The organism is Streptomyces sp. col6 (assembly GCF_008042035.1).
In the GTDB taxonomy this organism is placed as follows: Bacteria; Actinomycetota; Actinomycetes; order Streptomycetales; family Streptomycetaceae; genus Streptomyces.
Map to the genome: position 1 here is coordinate 276,585 of NZ_RDBL01000029.1, position 16,460 is coordinate 293,044.

At 70.7% G+C, this 16,460-nt stretch carries 16 protein-coding genes; 7 read left to right on the plus strand and 9 right to left on the minus strand.

Features of this window, described 5'->3' with window-relative positions:
• The coding region (locus EAO73_RS30475; RefSeq protein ID WP_147975390.1) for a phosphoenolpyruvate carboxylase at nucleotides 1–1,354 on the minus strand (1,354 nt) is incomplete at its 3' end.
• A 335-nt stretch (nucleotides 1,355–1,689) separates the two neighbouring features.
• Here EAO73_RS30475 and EAO73_RS30480 point away from each other — a divergent pair.
• The 3 genes from EAO73_RS30480 to EAO73_RS30490 all read left to right on the plus strand — a co-directional run bounded on the left by EAO73_RS30480 (nucleotide 1,690) and on the right by EAO73_RS30490 (nucleotide 5,300).
• Nucleotides 1,690–2,673 (plus strand): acyl-CoA desaturase, encoded by a 984-nt coding sequence (locus tag EAO73_RS30480; protein ID WP_147974745.1) that lies wholly within the window; start codon nucleotides 1,690–1,692, stop codon nucleotides 2,671–2,673.
• Nucleotides 2,670–3,356: a TetR/AcrR family transcriptional regulator gene (locus tag EAO73_RS30485; RefSeq protein WP_147974746.1), complete on the plus strand. Its 687-nt coding sequence runs from the start codon at nucleotides 2,670–2,672 to the stop codon at nucleotides 3,354–3,356. The genes EAO73_RS30480 and EAO73_RS30485 overlap by 4 nt, the downstream gene beginning before the upstream one ends.
• Before the next feature lie 264 nt (nucleotides 3,357–3,620).
• The gene (locus EAO73_RS30490; protein ID WP_376556392.1) at nucleotides 3,621–5,300 is read left to right on the plus strand and encodes an FG-GAP repeat domain-containing protein; all 1,680 of its coding nucleotides are present in this window, start codon (nucleotides 3,621–3,623) and stop codon (nucleotides 5,298–5,300) included.
• A 78-nt stretch (nucleotides 5,301–5,378) separates the two neighbouring features.
• Here EAO73_RS30490 and EAO73_RS30495 read toward each other — a convergent pair whose 3' ends face one another.
• Nucleotides 5,379–5,744: a VOC family protein gene (locus EAO73_RS30495; RefSeq protein WP_147974747.1), complete on the minus strand. Its 366-nt coding sequence runs from the start codon at nucleotides 5,742–5,744 to the stop codon at nucleotides 5,379–5,381.
• Nucleotides 5,741–6,535, minus strand: a complete 795-nt coding sequence (locus EAO73_RS30500) for a trans-aconitate 2-methyltransferase (protein ID WP_147974748.1) — start codon at nucleotides 6,533–6,535, stop codon at nucleotides 5,741–5,743. Before EAO73_RS30500 ends, EAO73_RS30495 begins: the two co-directional genes overlap by 4 nt.
• A gap of 88 nt (nucleotides 6,536–6,623) precedes the next feature.
• Between EAO73_RS30500 and EAO73_RS30505 the strand changes: the two genes are divergently transcribed.
• Entirely contained in the window at nucleotides 6,624–7,121 is a 498-nt protein-coding gene (locus tag EAO73_RS30505; protein ID WP_147974749.1) for a MarR family winged helix-turn-helix transcriptional regulator, read from the plus strand.
• Here the strand turns inward: EAO73_RS30505 and EAO73_RS30510 are convergent.
• A complete protein-coding gene (locus tag EAO73_RS30510) occupies nucleotides 7,080–7,889 on the minus strand; it encodes a response regulator transcription factor (protein WP_147974750.1) in 810 nt (269 codons plus the stop codon). The two genes, EAO73_RS30505 and EAO73_RS30510, sit on opposite strands and share 42 nt — an antisense overlap.
• Before the next feature lie 197 nt (nucleotides 7,890–8,086).
• On the opposite strand from EAO73_RS30510, the gene EAO73_RS30515 reads away from it, so the two are divergent.
• A complete protein-coding gene (locus EAO73_RS30515; RefSeq protein ID WP_147974751.1) occupies nucleotides 8,087–8,530 on the plus strand; it encodes a GNAT family N-acetyltransferase in 444 nt (147 codons plus the stop codon).
• A 39-nt stretch (nucleotides 8,531–8,569) separates the two neighbouring features.
• Here EAO73_RS30515 and galK read toward each other — a convergent pair whose 3' ends face one another.
• From galK to galT, 3 genes are read right to left on the minus strand one after another with little or no spacing between them, the layout of a single operon-like run.
• On the minus strand, nucleotides 8,570–9,739 hold the full coding sequence (gene galK, locus EAO73_RS30520; RefSeq protein ID WP_147974752.1) for a galactokinase: 1,170 nt from the start codon (nucleotides 9,737–9,739) through the stop codon (nucleotides 8,570–8,572).
• Nucleotides 9,736–10,716: a UDP-glucose 4-epimerase GalE gene (gene galE / locus EAO73_RS30525; RefSeq protein ID WP_147974753.1), complete on the minus strand. Its 981-nt coding sequence runs from the start codon at nucleotides 10,714–10,716 to the stop codon at nucleotides 9,736–9,738. Before galE ends, galK begins: the two co-directional genes overlap by 4 nt.
• Nucleotides 10,713–11,756: a galactose-1-phosphate uridylyltransferase gene (galT, locus tag EAO73_RS30530; protein ID WP_147974754.1), complete on the minus strand. Its 1,044-nt coding sequence runs from the start codon at nucleotides 11,754–11,756 to the stop codon at nucleotides 10,713–10,715. Before galT ends, galE begins: the two co-directional genes overlap by 4 nt.
• A 238-nt stretch (nucleotides 11,757–11,994) precedes the next feature.
• Here galT and EAO73_RS30535 point away from each other — a divergent pair, with 238 nt between their 5' ends.
• Nucleotides 11,995–13,665, plus strand: coding sequence for a sodium:solute symporter family protein (locus EAO73_RS30535; RefSeq protein ID WP_147974755.1), 1,671 nt, complete (start codon nucleotides 11,995–11,997; stop codon nucleotides 13,663–13,665).
• Between the two features lie 15 nt (nucleotides 13,666–13,680).
• On the plus strand, nucleotides 13,681–13,983 hold the full coding sequence (locus EAO73_RS30540; RefSeq protein WP_147974756.1) for a hypothetical protein: 303 nt from the start codon (nucleotides 13,681–13,683) through the stop codon (nucleotides 13,981–13,983).
• A 31-nt stretch (nucleotides 13,984–14,014) separates the two neighbouring features.
• On the opposite strand, the gene EAO73_RS30545 is transcribed toward EAO73_RS30540, so the two are convergent.
• Nucleotides 14,015–14,707: a response regulator transcription factor gene (locus EAO73_RS30545; protein ID WP_147974757.1), complete on the minus strand. Its 693-nt coding sequence runs from the start codon at nucleotides 14,705–14,707 to the stop codon at nucleotides 14,015–14,017.
• Between the two features lie 126 nt (nucleotides 14,708–14,833).
• Nucleotides 14,834–16,354, minus strand: a complete 1,521-nt coding sequence (locus tag EAO73_RS30550; RefSeq protein WP_412075595.1) for a PQQ-binding-like beta-propeller repeat protein — start codon at nucleotides 16,352–16,354, stop codon at nucleotides 14,834–14,836.
• Nucleotides 16,355–16,460: the final 106 nt, after the last annotated feature.

The following is a 16,460-nucleotide window of genomic DNA, read 5'->3' on the forward strand; positions in this document are numbered from 1 at the left end:
GGGTGGGTGCGAGGGGGCGGCGGGAGCGCAGTTCCTTGGCGAGGAGCTTCTGCCGGTAGTCGCGGGGCATGTCGGCGTAGCGCCAGGATTCCTCGCCGAGGCGGTCGAAGAGCTGGCCGAGGGTGTGGTGGTGGGCGTCGGCGTGTTCGCGGACGTCCATGGTGGCGAGCTGGAGGCCGAACGCGGAGAGGGTGCGGATGGTGCGGTCCATGCGGCCGTCGGCGACGATGCCGCCCTTGTGGCGGCGCAGGGAGTCCTGGATGAGGGCGAGGTCGCTGACGAGTTCGGAGGTGCCCAGGTAGTCGCAGCCGGGGCGGTGGGGGCGGCCGGTGGCGAGGCGCTCGCGGGTGTTGACGAGCTTCTGGCGGATGCAGGTGGCCTTGAGGCGGTAGGGCTCCTCGGCGTTCAGCCGCTTGTAGCGGGGGCTGATCTCGGGGAGGAGTTCCAGGTCGGCCTGGAGGGAGGCGAGGAGTTCGTCGGTGGCGCCGGTGTAGCGGATGGAGTTGGAGAGCAGTCCGCGCAGCTGGTCGACGAGTTCGAGGGCGTCGGTGATGCCGTGTTCGTGCTGGAGGATCAGGACGTCCCAGGTGACCTTGGGGGTCACGTTGGGGTTGCCGTCGCGGTCGCCGCCGATCCAGGTGCCGAACGTGAGGGGGCGGGTGCCGGCGGGGATCTCGACGCCGACGCGCTGCAGTTCGGCGGCGAGGTCCTCCAGGACGTCGCCGACGGCGTTGGCGTGGAGCTCGTCGAGGTAGTAGATCGCGTTCCGGGCCTCGTCGGTGGGCTCGGGGCGTACGACGCGGAGCTCGTCGGTCTGCCAGATGAGGTCGATGTTCTCGGCGAGGCGGAGGTCCTGGCGGCGGCGGTCGGCCTCGATGACCGGGGTCTCCAGGAGGGCGGCGATGCGGCGGAGCTTGTTGAGGACGGAGCGCCGGGCGGCCTCGGTGGGGTGCGCGGTGAAGACGGGGCGCACGTTGAGGTTGTTGACGGTGGCGCGCAGGTGCTCGGGGTCGGCGTCCTTGAGCCGGTCGGCGGTGCGGGCGAGGAGGCCGCCCTCGGCCGCGCGGCGGTCGCGCATCTCGTGGGCGCGGTGAACCTGCTCGGTGACGTTGGCGAGGTGGAAGTAGGTGGAGAAGGCGCGGACGAGCTTGGCCGCGGTCTCCAGGCCGGTGTCGCCGAGGAGCTCGGCCGCGGCCTCGCCGTCGGTGCGGGTCAGGGCGCGGACGCGCTCGACGAGGTCGAGGAGTTCCTGGCCCTCCTGGCGGACGAGGGTCTCGCCGAGGAGGTCGCCGAGGCGGCGGATGTCGGCGCGGAGCTCGGGGCTCGCGGCGGGGGTCTGGTCGGCACTGCTCACAGTGTGCGGCTCCTTGCAGTGGTGGTGCACGGGACCCGGGGACCGCGGTCGGCGGATGCCGACGCCACCCCGGAAAGCAGGGTGCGGACCGCGCTGTCCGACCTCTCCAGGATAGGTGTCCGTGCTTTCGGTGCTGTTCGCGCCCCGGAAGGTGTCCTCTGTTCGTGACGTGGGCCGCCGGGGTACGCGGTGTGTGTCTACCCGGTATTCGCGCGTCTGTGCGTGGTGTTTCGTCCTCTCGTGGGCGGGCCTTCGCGCTGCCATACTTACGAAGCCGTAGGTTACGGATGCGTAACCCGGCTTTCCGACACGTTCTCACCCTCAGGGGACTCCCCATGAAGACCAGCCCCGATGTGATCGAGGCCGCCGTTCCGGCGGACGGCGATCAGGCTCTTCCCTCCGCCACGCTCGGCGGGGACAACAAGCGGTCGATCGAGCAGATCGCGCTCCTGCTGTTCATCGTCGTGCCGTTCGTGGCGTTGGTCGCGGCCGTGCCGCTGGCCTGGGGCCGCGGTGTGAGCTGGCTCGATCTGGGTCTGATGGTGGCGATGTACTTCATCGGCTGCCACGGCATCACGATCGGCTTCCACCGGTACTTCACGCATGGCTCGTTCAAGGCGAAGCGTCCGCTCCGCATCGCCCTGGCCGTGGCCGGTTCGCTGGCGGTGGAGGGCCCGATCGTGCGCTGGGTGGCCGATCACCGCAAGCACCACCGTTTCTCGGACGCGGAGGGCGATCCGCACTCGCCGTGGCGGTTCGGCGAGACGGTGCCGGCGCTGATGAAGGGCCTGTGGTGGGCCCACATCGCATGGATGTTCGACGAGGAGCGGACGCCGCAGCAGAAGTACGCCCCCGACCTGGTCAAGGACCCGGTGATCCGCGGCATCTCGCGCCACTTCCTGACCTTCACGATCGTCTCGCTGGCGATCCCCCCGCTGGTCGGCGGCCTGGTGACGATGTCGTGGTGGGGTGCGGCGACGGCGTTCTTCTGGGGCTCCCTGGTACGGGTGGCCCTGCTGCACCACGTGACGTGGTCGATCAACTCGATCTGCCACGCGGTCGGCAAGCGCCCCTTCAAGTCGCGCGACAGGTCCGGCAACGTGTGGTGGCTGGCGGTCCTGTCGTGCGGCGAGTCCTGGCACAACCTGCACCACGCGGACCCGACGAGCGCGCGGCACGGCGTGATGCGGGGTCAGATCGATTCGAGCGCCCGCCTCATCCGCTGGTTCGAGCAGGCCGGCTGGGCGTACGACGTGCGCTGGCCCGACGACGCCCGTATCGAGTCCCGGCGCAACCGCGCGGCGGCCGACGCGGCATGATGGACGATGTGGCGACCGACTCCAGCGCAAGCAGCGAGAACACCCGTGCACCCTCCACCCGGCGGGCCCGCCGGGTGCGGATGACCGGGAAGGAACGCCGCGAGCAGTTGCTGGACATCGGTCGCACCCTGTTCGCCGACAAGGGCTTCGAGGGCACCTCGGTCGAGGAGATCGCCGCCCGCGCCGGGGTCTCGAAGCCGGTGGTCTACGAGCACTTCGGCGGCAAGGAGGGGCTGTACGCGGTCGTGGTGGACCGGGAGATGCGCCAGCTCCTGGACATGGTGACCAGCGCCCTGACCGCGGGCCATCCGCGGGAGCTGCTGGAGCAGGCGGCGTTCGCGCTGCTGGACTACATCGAGACGTACACCGACGGGTTCCGCATCCTGGTCCGGGACTCCCCGGTGGCCCAGTCGACGGGCACCTTCGCCTCGCTGATCAGCGACATCGCCACCCAGGTGGAGGACATCCTGGGCCTGGAGTTCAAGGCCCGGGGCTTCGACCCGAAGCTGGCCCCGCTGTACGCGCAGGCGCTGGTGGGCATGGTGGCGCTGACGGGCCAGTGGTGGGTGAACGCGCGCAAGCCGAAGAAGGCGGAGGTCGCGGCCCATCTGGTGAACCTGGCCTGGCACGGTCTGGAGAACCTGGAGTCCAAGCCGCGGCTGATAGGGCACCGCAAGAGCTGACGTCCCCCGGGGGGCCGGTGTGGTCAAGCCGTAATCATGATCCATCGCTAAACCACTTCAGTCCCGGTGGTCACAGTTGTAGAGTCTGTGACCATCCCGGGAATGCTTCGCCATGCACGTAATGCATCTGCGAACGCGTTTCTCCCGGTTCCACCACTTACCCCTGGGGGGGCTTTGTCTTCTGTGGAACCCGGCCGTTCTGTTCCGCGCCCGAAGCGCGCGCGGCGGATCGCGGCCTGCACCGCACTCGTTCTCTCCGCCGGCATGCTGCTGGCGGCCCCGGCCTCGGCCGATGACTCGGCGCCCGCCCCTGCCGGCGCCACCCCGCAGTTCACGCCCGAGCGCGGCGGTCAGCCGACGCTCACGCTGCCGAAGCGCACGGCGAAGAAGAAGTCCGGCGCCTCGCGCGCGCCGGGCGCGCAGTCCCCGTCCTCGGTCGTGCCCGCGAACCCGCGCCTCGACCTGGACGGCGACGGCTACAGCGACATGATGTACCGGGGCCTGGACGGCAACGTGTACGCCTCGACCGACGCGTCGGGCACACACCCGTACCAGATCAACAGCAACGACCAGTACGAGATGCCCAAGGACATCATCACGCCGGGCGACCTGGACGGCGGCGGTATGGCCGAGGTGCTGACGCTGTCGGCGTCGGGCACGCTCTCGCTCTACCAGAGCTGGGGCGCGGACAGCACCGGTTACGTCACCTGGTCGGGCAACGGCTGGCAGAAGTACAACAAGGTCGTCGCCCCCGGCGACCTGGACGGCGACGGCCGCGGCGACCTGCTCGCGCGTACGCCCTCCGGCGACCTCTACACCTACGTGTCCACCGGCAAGGTCGACAGCGCGCCCTTCAAGGCCGGTGTCAAGGCGGGCTACGGCTGGAACATCTACGACCAGGTCGTCGGCGCCAACGATGTCAACGGTGACGGGCTGGGCGACGTCATCGCCCGCACGCCCTCCGGCGACGTGTACTTCTACGCCGGCACCGGCGACGCCTCGAAGCCCTTCAAGGCGCGCGTCAAGGTGGGCTACGGCTGGGACATCTACAACCAGCTCGTCGGCATGGACGACATCGACGGCGACGGGCTGGGCGACCTCATCGCCCGCAAGCCGGGCGGCGACGTCTACACGTACTTCTCCACCGGCTACGGCACCTTCGAGGCCCGCGTCGCCGGCGGCAAGGGCTGGAACGCGGCGGCGCTGTTCGTCGGCGCGGGCGGCAACCCGGACTTCGGCAAGCACGAGCTGGAGGCCCGCACCAAGGGCGGCAGCCTGTACTGGTACCAGGCCCGCAACAACGGCCAGTTCTTCCCGCGCCAGCTGGACAGCTCGGACACCGGCTGGAACCAGGTGAGCCTGTCGCTGGCCTCGTCGCTCGACAACGACGGCTGGGGCGAGCTGACCCAGATCTACAAGGGCACCCTCTGGGTCGGCGCCCAGGAGATCGGTTCCGGCTGGCAGGTCTACAACAGCCTGACCGGTCCGGGCGACCTGAGCGGCGACGGCAAGGGCGACCTGCTGGCCCGCGACACCAAGGGCGACCTGTACCTGTACAAGGGCAACGGGCTCGGCACGAAGTTCGCGGCCAAGGTCAAGGTCGGCTACGGCTTCAGCACGTACAACAAGATCGTCGGCGCCGGTGACCTCAGCGGCGACGGCATCGCGGACGTCGTGGCCCGCGCCAAGGACGGCACGCTGTACCTGTACAAGGGCACCGGCAACGCCGCCAAGCCGCTCTCGGCCCGCTCCAAGATCGGCACCGGGTACAACATCTACAAGCAGTTCGCCGCGCCGGGCGACACCGACGGCGACGGCAAGGCCGACCTGATCGGCGTCGACGGCAAGGGCGACGTGTACCGCTACTCGTCCACCGGCACCGGCCAGATCAGCAAGCGCGTCAAGATCGGCTACGGCTGGGACATCTACAACGGCCTGTACTAGGCCGCGTAGCCCCGTAACCACGTAACCACGGCGCCCCGTCCCCGCACGCGCGGGGGCGGGGCGCCGTCGTGTGCGGGCTCAGCCGGTCACCGGCTCCAGGAACTCCAGCCGGTTGCCCACCGGGTCGTGGCTGTAGAAGCGGCGGTGGCCCGGCAGGTTGTCGTCCCACACCACCTCGGCGCCGCGCTCGGCCAGCAGGGCCGCGTACGCCTCGATGCCCGTGACGCGCAGGCCCGGGTGCGCCTTGCGGGCCGGGCGGAAGTCCGCCTCGATGCCCAGGTGCAGCTGGACCGGCCCGGCGGCGAACCAGCAGCCGCCCCGGGCCGCGAGCACGGGCGGCTTGGGAATCTCCGTCATGCCGAGGACACCGGTGTAGTACGCGCGCAGCGCGTCCTCGCTGCCCTCGGGCGCGGCGAGCTGGACGTGGTCGAGCGAGGTGATCATCGCTTCTCCCGGTGGGCGACGGCGAAGATGCGGCGGAAGGGGAAGACCGTGCCGTGCGGGCCCCTGGGGTAGGCCGTGCGCAGCAGTTCGCGGTACTCGGCGAGGAAGGCGTCCCGGGCCTCGTCGTCGTCGGCGAGGGCTGTGAGGACGGGACGCAGTCCGGTGCCCTTCACCCAGTCCAGGACGGGGTCCTCGCCGGGCAGGAGGTGAAGGTAGGTGGTCTCCCAGACGTCGGCGGTGGTGCCGGGGCCCGTCAGCGCCTCCAGGTATCCGGCGGGGCTCAGCACGGCGTCCGCGTGGCGCAGCAGGCCGCCGAGGCGGGGGCGCCAGCGCGGGGACTCGGCGAGTTCGCGCATCAGGGCGTGCGAGGGCTGGTCGAAGTTGCCGGGGACCTGGAGGGCGAGGGTGCCGCCGGGGAGCAGGGCGTCCAGCCAGTCCGGGAAGCGGCGGGCGTGGCCGGGGACCCACTGGAGCAGGGCGTTGGAGACGATCAGGCCGTACGGCTGCTCGGGCGTCCAGGTGGCGGCGTCGGCCTCGGCGAAGTCGATCAGCTCCGTGGCGTGGGCGCGGGCCCGTTCCAGCATCTGCGGGGAGTTGTCGTAGCCGGTGATGCGGGCGTGCGGCCAGCGCCCGGCGAGCAGGGCGGTGACGTTGCCGGCGCCGCAGCCGAGGTCGGCGATGCGGGGAGCGCCCGGCGGGTCGGGGATGCGGGCCAGAAGGTCGTGGAAGGGGCGGGTGCGGTGGTCCGCGTGGCGCAGGTACTGCTGCGGATCCCAGACGGGTGCGGTCATGGGTCCCAGGATCGATCGCAAGTATCTTGATGTCAAGACACTCGAATTCAAGAGACTTCATGTCGACAGACCCTCTACACTGATCGACATGGAGGACGAGGTCGACCGTCTGGTCGCTGCATGGCGCCGCGAGCGCCCCGACCTCGACGTGGAACCGCTCGAGGTCCTCAGCCGCGTCTCCCGCCTGGCCCGCCACCTCGACCGGGCCCGCCGCATCGCCTTCGCCGAGCACCAGCTGGAGCCGTGGGAATTCGACGTCCTCACGTCGCTGCGCCGGGCCGGCGCCCCCTACCAGCTCTCCCCCGGCCAGCTGCTCACCCAGACCCTGGTCACCTCGGGCACGATGACCAACCGCATCGACCGCCTGACCAAGAAGAACCTCGTCGAACGCCTCCCCGACCCCAGCGACCGGCGCGGCGTCCTGGTCCGGCTCACCGCCGAGGGCCGCGACAAGGCCGACCAGTCGCTGGCCGGACTGCTGGCCCAGGAGCGCGCCATCCTCGGCGAGCTCTCCCACCAGCAGCGCGGCGAACTGGCCGGACTGCTACGCCAGTTGACTGCCCCGTTCGACAACATCCCCGGGTAGCTCCGGGCCGTCCAGGTCCACCGGGCCGACCCCGGCCCGCCGCGCCAGCGCCACGGCCGCCAGCGTCGAGTGCACGTCCAGCTTCCCCAGCACGTTCTGCATGTGTGTGCGCACCGTGTGCGGGGACAGGAACAGCCGCTCCGCCACCGCCTTGCGGCCCAGGCCCGCCACCATGCACCGCAGCACCTCGCGCTCGCGCGGGGTCAGCGACTCGACGAGCTTCTCGCTCTCGGTGCGGTGCTTGCGGTCGGCCAGCAGCTCCCGCAGCACCCCGGTCAGCAGCGCGGCGGGCAGATGGGTCTCGTCGCGCAGCACGCCCCTGATCACCGCCAGCAGCCGTTGCAGCGAGCTGTCCTTGGCGACCCAGCCGCAGGCACCGGCCTGGAGGGCGCGCGCGGCCCGCGCCGGGTCGTCCCTCTCGGCGAGCACCACCGTGCGGACCGAGGGCCGGGCCGCGCGGACGGCGCCGACCAGGGAGATCCCGTCGACCGGGCCGGTCCGCCCGGTGCGCGGGACGGGCACCGGGACCGGGACCCCGCCGGTGCGGGCCTGCGGGACGAGGTTGCCCAGCTCCGCGTCGACGAGCAGGACGTCGTACCCCCGGCCCTCCGCCACCGCGCGCTCCAGACAGCGCAGCGCGGCCGGACCGCTGCCCGCCGCCGCCACCTCGACGTCCGGCTCGGCCGCGAGCGCGGCGGCGAGCGATTCGGCGAAGATCCGGTGGTCGTCGACCACGAGAACCCGGATACGGGTCACAGGCACCCCCATGCTGTGTGTGAGAGGGCGCCCCGAAGCGTGCGTCCCCCGGCGGGGCAGGACCCGCACGGTGCTGCGCCCGGCTGTTCTCGTACCCCTGAATGCGGCGCAGGCCCCCCGCCCGCGCTGAGGATCAGGGTACGGGCGGGGGGCCTGGGGGGAAGGTAATTGGCGGAACTTGTCGGGGGTTGCCCCCTAGGCTGTGGCGCATGTTTCATCTTGAGACAGAAGTGGACAAGGAGCGGCGGGCTCTGTTGTTCCGGCAGTTGCGGGACGACAACACCGCACGCTCACCGCATATGAGCGCCCTGCGCGGCGCCCCCGAGGCGGACGAAGTACCCCTGCACGTCTGGGCCCTGGACGCCGAGGGCCGTCTCGCGGCCGGGCTGGCCGCCCGGACGTGGGCGCGCTGGCTCCATCTGGAGCTGCTCTGGGTGGATCCCGCGCACCGGGGTTCCGGCCTCGGCGCGCGGGTGCTCGCCGAGGCGGAGCGGGTGGCGCGCGAGGACCGGTCGTGTGCCCGGTCCCGGGTGGAGACCTGGGACTTCCAGGCTCCCGGCTTCTACCGGAAGCAGGGGTACGAGGTACGCGGGCAGGTGGACGACTACCCGCCGGGCGTCACGGAGTTCACCCTGGTCAAGGAGTTGCGCTGACCTTCGCGGGTGCCCGTGCGGACGGGCACCCGCGTCCGGTCAGACGAGCCGGCGCGCGCCCGCCGACGGCACGGCCGGGAAGACGCCCGGGGTGCCGTACCCGGCCGAAGCGAACGCCTCCAGAACGGACTTGGTGACGGACTCCGCCCGGTCCTCGTCGACCAGCACGATCGCCGAGCCGCCGAAGCCGCCCCCGGTCATGCGCGCGCCGAGCGCCCCGGCCGCGTTCGCCGTCCCGACCACGAGGTCCAGCTCCACGCAGGAGACCCGAAGGTCGTCGCGGAGCGAGAGGTGTCCCGCCGTGAGGACCGGGCCCGCCGCGCGGACGTCGCCCGCGTCGAGCAGTGCGATGACCTGTTCGACGCGCTGGTTGTCGCCGACCACATGGCGCACGTAGCGCACGACCGACTCGTCCGCCCCCGCCTCGGCCAGCCGGCCGAGCGCGGCGTCCAGCTCCTCGTACGGCAGGTCGCGCAGGGTGGGTATGCCGAGCAGGCGGGCGCCCTCCTCGCAGCCGGCCCGGCGCTCCGCGTACGCCCCGTCGCCCAGCGCGTGCTTGACGCGGGTGTCGACGACCAGGAGCCGCAGCCCGTGCGCGGCCAGGTCGAAGGGGACCTGGCGGCGGCCGAGGTCGCGGGTGTCCAGGTGCAGGGCGTGGCCCTCGGTGCAGCAGGCGGACGCCATCTGGTCCATGACGCCGCAGGGGACGCCGACGAACGCGTTCTCCGCGCGCTGGGCGAGGACCGCGAGCTGGGCCGCGTCCAGGCCGAGGCCGAAGAGGTCGTTCAGCGCGAGGCCGGTGACCACTTCGAGGGCGGCGGACGAGGAGAGCCCGGCGCCGGTGGGGACGGTGGAGGTCAGCTGGATGTCGGCACCGGTGACCTTGTGGCCGGCCTCGCGCAGCGCCCAGACGACGCCGGCCGGGTAGGCGGCCCAGCCGTGGCCCTCGTGCGGGGTCAGCTCGTCCACGCGGAGCCGGACGACGCCACCGGGCACATCGGTGGAGTGCAGCCGCAGCTCGCCGTCGGTGCGGCGGGAGACGGCGGCGCGCGCGGTGTGCGGGAGGGCGAGCGGCATGACGAAGCCGTCGTTGAAGTCGGTGTACTCACCGATCAGGTTGACCCGGCCGGGTGCGGCCCAGATCCCCTCGGGTGCGCTTCCGTACAGCTCGGTGAAGGAAGCGGTCAGCTCGGCGTGGTCCTCGGTCATGGTGCGGTGGGCTCCTCTCGGCGGGCGAACGTCCAGGCGTCGGAGACGATTCCGGCCAGGTCGGCGCGGGACGGCTGCCAGCCGAGGCGCTCCCTGGCGGTGGCGGCGGAGGCGACGAGGACGGCCGGGTCGCCGGCGCGGCGCGGGGCGGCGGTCTCGGGGACGGGGTGGCCGGTGACCTCGCGGACCGTCTCGATGACCTCGCGGACCGAGAAGCCGTTGCCGTTGCCGAGGTTGCAGATCAGGTGTTCGCCCGGGGCGGCGGCGTCGAGGGCGAGGAGGTGCGCCTCGGCGAGGTCCGCGACGTGGATGTAGTCGCGGACGCAGGTGCCGTCCGGGGTCGGGTAGTCGTCGCCGTAGACGGAGATCGACTCGCGCCGGCCGAGGGCGACCTGGAGGACCAGCGGGATGAGGTGCGACTCGGGGCTGTGCCGCTCGCCGCAGTCGCCGTACGCCCCCGCCACGTTGAAGTAGCGCAGCGAGACGGCGGCCAGGCCGTGGGCGGCGGCCTCCCCGGTGATCATGTGGTCGACGGCGAGCTTGGTGGCGCCGTACGGGCTGGTCGGGGCGGTGGGGTCGGTCTCCGTGATGGGGCTGGAGACCGGCTCGCCGTAGGTCGCGGCGGTGGAGGAGAAGACCAGGGTGCGGACGCCGGCGTCGCGCATCGCGGCGAGCAGGGCGGTGGTGCCGCCGACGTTGTTGACCCAGTACTTCTCGGGGTCGGTGACGGACTCGCCGACCTGGGAGTACGCGGCGAAGTGCAGCACCCCGTCGTAGGAGGCGTCGAGCCACTTCGCGGCGTCCTGGATGCGGCCCTCGATGAAGTCGGCGCCGGCCGGGACGCCCTCGCGGAAGCCGGTGGAGAGGTCGTCGAGGACGGTGACGGCGTGGCCGGCCTCCAGCAGGTGCTGGGCGACGACACTGCCCACGTAACCGGCGCCGCCGGTCACCAGGTACTTCTTCGGGGACTTGCTCACTGGCTCGCTACCTCTCGCAGTCGCTGGGCCGCGGTCTCCGGCGGCACGTCGTTGATGAACACGCTCATGCCGGATTCGGAACCCGCGAGGAACTTCAGCTTGCCGGAGGTCCGTCGGATGGTGAAAAGCTCGAGGTGGAGCCCGAAGTCCTCACGCCCGGGGACCCCGAACGGCGCCTGGTGCCAGGCGGAGATGTACGGGGTCGGCGGCTCTCCGGGTCCGAAGATCCGGTCGAATCGCCTCAACAGTTCCAGATAGACCTGTGGGAACTCCGTGCGCGCCTCCTTGTCCAGCTCCCGCAGGTCGGCGACGCGGCGGCGCGGGTGGAGGTGGACCTCGTACGGCCAGTGGGCCGCGTACGGGACGAAGGCGATCCAGTGCTCGGCGGCGAGCACGATGCGGGAGCCGTCGGCCTCCTCGCGGGCGACCACGTCGTCGAAGAGGTTGCGGCCGGTCTTCGCGTGGTGGGCGGCCATCGAGCGCAGCATCAGCTCGGTGCGCGGGGTGGTGAAGGGGTAGCCGTAGATCTGGCCGTGCGGGTGGCCGAGCGTGACGCCGATCTCGGCGCCCCGGTTCTCGAAGCAGAACACCTGCTTGACCTGCGGGAGCCGGGCCAGGGAGGCGGTGCGGTCGGTCCAGGCCTCCAGGACGAGCCCGGCCTGCTCCTCGGTGAGGTCGGCGAAGGAGGCGTCGTGGTCGGAGGTGAAGCAGACGACCTCGCAGCGGCCGGAGTCACCGGCGAGCGAGGGGAAGCGGTTCTCGAAGACGGCGACGTCGTAGCCGGGCTCCGGGATCTCGCTCCGCCGGCCCTCGCGCGAGGGGCACAGGGGGCACTCGTCGGCGGGCGGGTGGTAGGTCCGGCCCTGGCGGTGCGAGGCGATGGCGACGCTGTCACCGAGCAGGGGGTCGCGCCGGACCTCGGACGAGGTGGAGACGGCGTCGAGGGGGCGTGTGTCGACGGCCTCGCGCACGACGTCCTCGCGGCTGTCGTAGTAGATCAGCTCCCGGCCGTCGGCGAGCGTCGTAACCGTCTTCTTCACCAGTCTCCTCCCACCCAACATAAGCAAACACAATGAACCACAAGTCAACAGATGCGTCAATGACTCGATGCGTGGGGCATACGGCGGGACGAGACGTGGATCTCAGGCCTGCGGAGGCCCGGGATTCCGGCAATGCGATCACAAACAAACAAAGAACCTCAGGGGAACTGTTCACTTTCCGAACACAAGAGCGTAGTTTCCTTCGGGTTCAGTTCGCGCAACGAAGCGAGACCCCCACATGCAATATCTGGCCGCAGGGCTCCGGCTCCCCACGAACGGGCTCGACTACACGATCCTGGCGATCTACTTCGTCGTCGTGCTCGGCATCGGCTTCGCCGCCCGTGCAAGCGTGAAGACCAGCCTCGACTTCTTCCTCTCCGGACGGTCACTGCCCGCATGGGTGACCGGTCTGGCCTTCGTCGCCGCCAACCTCGGCGCCACCGAAATCCTCGGCATGGCGGCGACGGGCGCGCAGTACGGCGTCGCGGTGGTGCACTGGTACTGGATCGGTGCCATCCCCGCGATGGTCTTCCTCGGCCTCGTGATGATGCCGTTCTACTACCGCTCGAAGGTGCGCTCCGTCCCGGAGTTCCTGCTCCACCGCTTCGACAAGTCGGCGCACCTGCTGAGCTCCATACTCTTCGCCTTCTCGGCGATCCTGATCGCGGGCGTCAACCTGTACGCCCTGTCGATCGTCGTGGAGGCGCTTCTCGGCTGGCCCCAGTGGGTCGCGATCGTGGTCGCGGGCCTCTTCGTGCTGGTCTACATCACGATCGGCGGGCTCTCCTCCGCGATCTACAACGAGGTACTGCAGTTCTTCGTCATCCTCGCCGCGCTGATCCCGCTGACCCTGCTGGGGCTCAAGCGCGTCGGCGGCTGGGACGGGCTGAGCGACTCGCTGGAGAAGAGCCACGGCCACGACTTCCTGACGGCCTGGGGCGGAACCTCCATCGGTGACGCCAACCCGCTCGGCGCCAACTGGCTGACGATCATCCTCGGCCTGGGCTTCGTGCTCTCCTTCGGCTACTGGACGACGAACTTCGCCGAGGTGCAGCGCGCCCTGTCCGCGAAGAACCTCTCGGCCGCCCAGCGCACCCCGCTGATCGCCGCGTTCCCGAAGATGTTCATCGTCTTCCTCGTGATGATCCCGGGCCTGGTCGCCGCCGTGGTCGTGCCGAACATCGGCGCCGCCGGCTCGGACACCACGTACAACGACGCGATCCCGCTGCTGATGCGCGAGCTGCTGCCCAACGGCGTGCTCGGCATCGCGGTGACCGGTCTGCTGGCCGCGTTCATGGCGGGCATGGCCGCCAACGTCTCCTCGTTCAACACCGTGTTCACCACGGACATCTGGGCGCGGTACGTGAAGAAGGACCAGCCGGACGCGTACTACCTGCGCTTCGGCCGGCTGATCACGGCGCTCGGCGTGCTGGCCTCCATCGGCACCGCGTTCATCGCCGCCAGCTTCTCCAACATCATGAGCTACCTCCAGACGCTCTTCTCGTTCTTCAACGTGCCGCTCTTCGTGGTGTTCATCATCGGCATGTTCTGGAAGCGCGCCTCGATGAAGTCCGGTGTCTGGGGCCTGCTGGCGGGCACCACGGCCGCGATGGTCAACTACTTCGTCATCTACAAGCAGGGCGTCATCGACATCCCGAGCGACCAGGGCGCCAACTTCGTCTCCGCGATCGTCGGTTTCGTCGCCGGCGCGGTCGTCATGATCGCGGTCACGCTCTTCACCGCTCCCAAGCCCGAGGCCGAACTCGCCGGTCTCGTCTACGGAACCGAGTCCCCGGACGCCGCCGAGGTGCCCGACGAGGGCGACAGCGCCTGGTACCGCAGGCCCGCGCTGCTGGGCTGGGGAGCGATCGTGCTCGCCGCCCTGTGCTACGTCCCCTACTCGTTCTGATCGGAGCGACCCACCATGTCCGACCTGCACAAGGAAGTCTCCGACCTGGAGCAGAAGTCCGCCACGGCGGCCCGCCTCTTCGACATCCGGCGGATCATCGGCGGCCTCTTCGTGGTCTACGGGATCATCGTGACGATCGCCGGGATCAGCCCGTCCGACGCGGACCTGAAGAAGGCCCAGGGCGTCCACATCAACCTCTGGACCGGCCTGGCCATGCTGGCGCTCGGCCTGTTCTTCCTGGTCTGGATGAAGCTGCGCCCGGCCCAGGCCCCGGCGCACGCGCCGGAGGACACCACCCCGGACACCCCGGAGAAGTAGTACGCCGTCACGCGGCAGGGGCCGGACACCGTCAGCCGACGGTGTCCGGCCCCTGCCGCGTCACCGCCGCCCGGTCCAGCAGACCGGTCCGGGCGGCCAGCGCCGCGGCCTCCAGGCGGGAGCCGACGCCGAGCTTCATCAGGACGCGCTGGACGTGCGTACGGGCGGTGCTCGGCGCGATCCGCATCCCGGCCGCGATCAGCCGGGTGTCCTCGCCCTCCGCGACCCTGACCAGCACCTCGACCTCGCGCGGGGTGAGCAGCCGCAGCAGCCGGCGACCCTCGTCGTCGGGCTGCTCCACCGGGTCCAGCAGTTCGGCGAACGCGCCCTGGAGGAGCTGGGGCGCGATGGCCGCCTCGCCTGAGCGGGCCTTGACCATGGCGCGCTCCACGCCCTCGATGCGCTCGTCGTGCCGGACGTATCCCGCGGCCCCGGCGGCGAACGCGGCGGCGATGCCCCGGGGGCTGGGCACGGGGCCGAGGACCACCACCGCGGTCTGCGGGCGCTCGCGCCTGATCCGTACGACGGGGTCGAAGGTGCCGGGCACGGCGGGCGACGCGGTGCCGAACAGGCAGACCTCCGGGGCCCGTCCGACCACCAGGTCCGCCGCCCCGGTGGTCGGCGCGGCGGCGGCCAGCACCCGGTGGCCGCGCAGCTTCAGCGCCGAGGCGAGCGCCTCGGCGAGCAGTCGGTGGTCGTCGACCACCATGAGCCGGACACTCATCCCGCCATCCCCCTGTACACCGACCGACACAGGCCCCCCGGCCCTCCAGGGCCTGCAAGTTACACGTCCGGGTACGCGTGTGGGGGTGGAACCGGCCGGTTCCACCCCCACATCCGTGATTCGCGCTCAGCTGGTGTGGAAGGACACCACCAGGTACTCCTTGTCGTCGAACGAGCTCTTGCGGGGAGCGCTGATCATCGTCTCGGAGATGAAGAAGTGCCCCTGCTCGTAAAGGAATTCGGCGTAGTCCGACGAGAAGCTGGTCTCCGCGTCCCGGACGGCCTCGTCGGCCGGGTTGCGCATCAGGACCGTCTGCTTGAAGGTGCTGCCGTCGATGGAGACGATCTCACCGCCCTTGTCGTACGGGGGTTCGCGGTACGCGATGATGTTGCCGCCGTCCATGCGCAGCGGGAACATCGTGAACTTCTCGCCCGCGTCGGCCCGGTCGCCGGTCTGCTTGCCGGTGGTGAGGTCGAAGGAGACGATCTCGTTGGTCCGGCTGAAGCTCTCGCCGGTGCCGTCGTGCTCCTCGGTCGGCAGGTAGATGCGGTTGTTGCCGACGGCCAGGTGCTGGCAGCTCTCGACCTTGGTGGAACGGCAGCTGGCCGCGTACTTCTCCGCGTCGGCGGAGATACGGATCTTCAGCTTGCCGGTGGCCTCGTCGATCGAGAAGAAGTCCGAGATGCCGCTGCCGTCACCGGCGGTGTCACCGACGTCGGCCGCGACGACGAGCGGCTTGGTGGAGACGATGCTCGCGTAGTCGACGCCGGCGGGCATCTTGTACGAGGAGATCGGGGCGCCCGTGGTCGGATTCAGCGCCTGGACAATGAGCTGCGGGTCGTCGTACGAACCGCAGGTGCGGACCACGGCGAGGGCGTCGCCGCCGCCGTATCCCCGGTCGTAGCAGCCGTCGGTGCTGGTCTTCGGCTTCCAGAGCTCGGCGCCGGTGTCGATCTTGAAGGCGGCGCCGCCGTCGTTGCCTCCGGCGGCGACCGTGGTGCCGCTGACGGTGACCTCGTCGAACCGGACCGGCTGGTCACCGGCGCTGGCCGCGTGGACCTGCTTGCTCCAGATGAGCTTGCCGGTGGCCAGGTCGAGGGCTCCGACCCGATTGCAGCTGGCGTACTTGGCGGTCTTGGTGCGCTTGGTCTCCTCGAAGGCGATAGCCGTCTTGAAGTCCTTGGTCATGTACCGGGAGGCGGCGCAGACCTGGCCCTCCAGCGGGATCGACCAGAGCTTGGTGCCCTTGTCCAGGTCGTAGCCGACGATCTCGTTGACGCCCGACTTCACGTACGCCTTGTCGGTGACCCAGGAGCCGCTGACGGTGGTGACCTCGGCGACCTTGGGCTGCGGGAGCTGGAAGCCGACGGCCGAATCGACGTTCGCCGGGGCCTTCTCCTTGCCGCCGCCTCCGGTCGAGCCGTCGCCCTTGTCGCCGCCGTTGCCGCCCTTGTTCTCGCCGCCCGTGGTGCCGGCGGAGGAGCCCGCCTCGTCCTTCTTGCCGTCATCGCCGCTGGAGGCGTACCAGATGCCACCGCCGACGATCAGGGCGACGGCGACCACGGCGGCGACGATGATCTGCGCCTGGGTGGAGAACTTCTTCTGCCCGTTCCCGCCCGGCTGGGGCGGGAACGTGGCCGGCTGCATCGGGGCGGTCGGGTAGCCGTACGGCTTCCCGCAGCAGGGACAGCCGGGCCAGCMGCAGCCGTACGGCTACCCGACCGCCCCGATGCAGCCGGCCACGTTCCCGCCC

Coding starts and splice junctions, on each gene's coding strand:
- EAO73_RS30480 (WP_147974745.1), top strand. CDS start 1,690: ATGAAGACCAGCCCCGATGTGATCGAGGCCGCCGTTCCGGCGGACGGC.
- EAO73_RS30485 (WP_147974746.1), top strand. CDS start 2,670: ATGATGGACGATGTGGCGACCGACTCCAGCGCAAGCAGCGAGAACACC.
- EAO73_RS30490 (WP_376556392.1), top strand. CDS start 3,621: ATGCTGCTGGCGGCCCCGGCCTCGGCCGATGACTCGGCGCCCGCCCCT.
- EAO73_RS30495 (WP_147974747.1), bottom strand. CDS start 5,744: ATGATCACCTCGCTCGACCACGTCCAGCTCGCCGCGCCCGAGGGCAGC.
- EAO73_RS30500 (WP_147974748.1), bottom strand. CDS start 6,535: ATGACCGCACCCGTCTGGGATCCGCAGCAGTACCTGCGCCACGCGGAC.
- EAO73_RS30505 (WP_147974749.1), top strand. CDS start 6,624: ATGGAGGACGAGGTCGACCGTCTGGTCGCTGCATGGCGCCGCGAGCGC.
- EAO73_RS30510 (WP_147974750.1), bottom strand. CDS start 7,889: ATGGGGGTGCCTGTGACCCGTATCCGGGTTCTCGTGGTCGACGACCAC.
- EAO73_RS30515 (WP_147974751.1), top strand. CDS start 8,087: ATGTTTCATCTTGAGACAGAAGTGGACAAGGAGCGGCGGGCTCTGTTG.
- galK (WP_147974752.1), bottom strand. CDS start 9,739: ATGACCGAGGACCACGCCGAGCTGACCGCTTCCTTCACCGAGCTGTAC.
- EAO73_RS30535 (WP_147974755.1), top strand. CDS start 11,995: ATGCAATATCTGGCCGCAGGGCTCCGGCTCCCCACGAACGGGCTCGAC.
- EAO73_RS30540 (WP_147974756.1), top strand. CDS start 13,681: ATGTCCGACCTGCACAAGGAAGTCTCCGACCTGGAGCAGAAGTCCGCC.
- EAO73_RS30545 (WP_147974757.1), bottom strand. CDS start 14,707: ATGAGTGTCCGGCTCATGGTGGTCGACGACCACCGACTGCTCGCCGAG.
- EAO73_RS30550 (WP_412075595.1), bottom strand. CDS start 16,354: ATGCAGCCGGCCACGTTCCCGCCCCAGCCGGGCGGGAACGGGCAGAAG.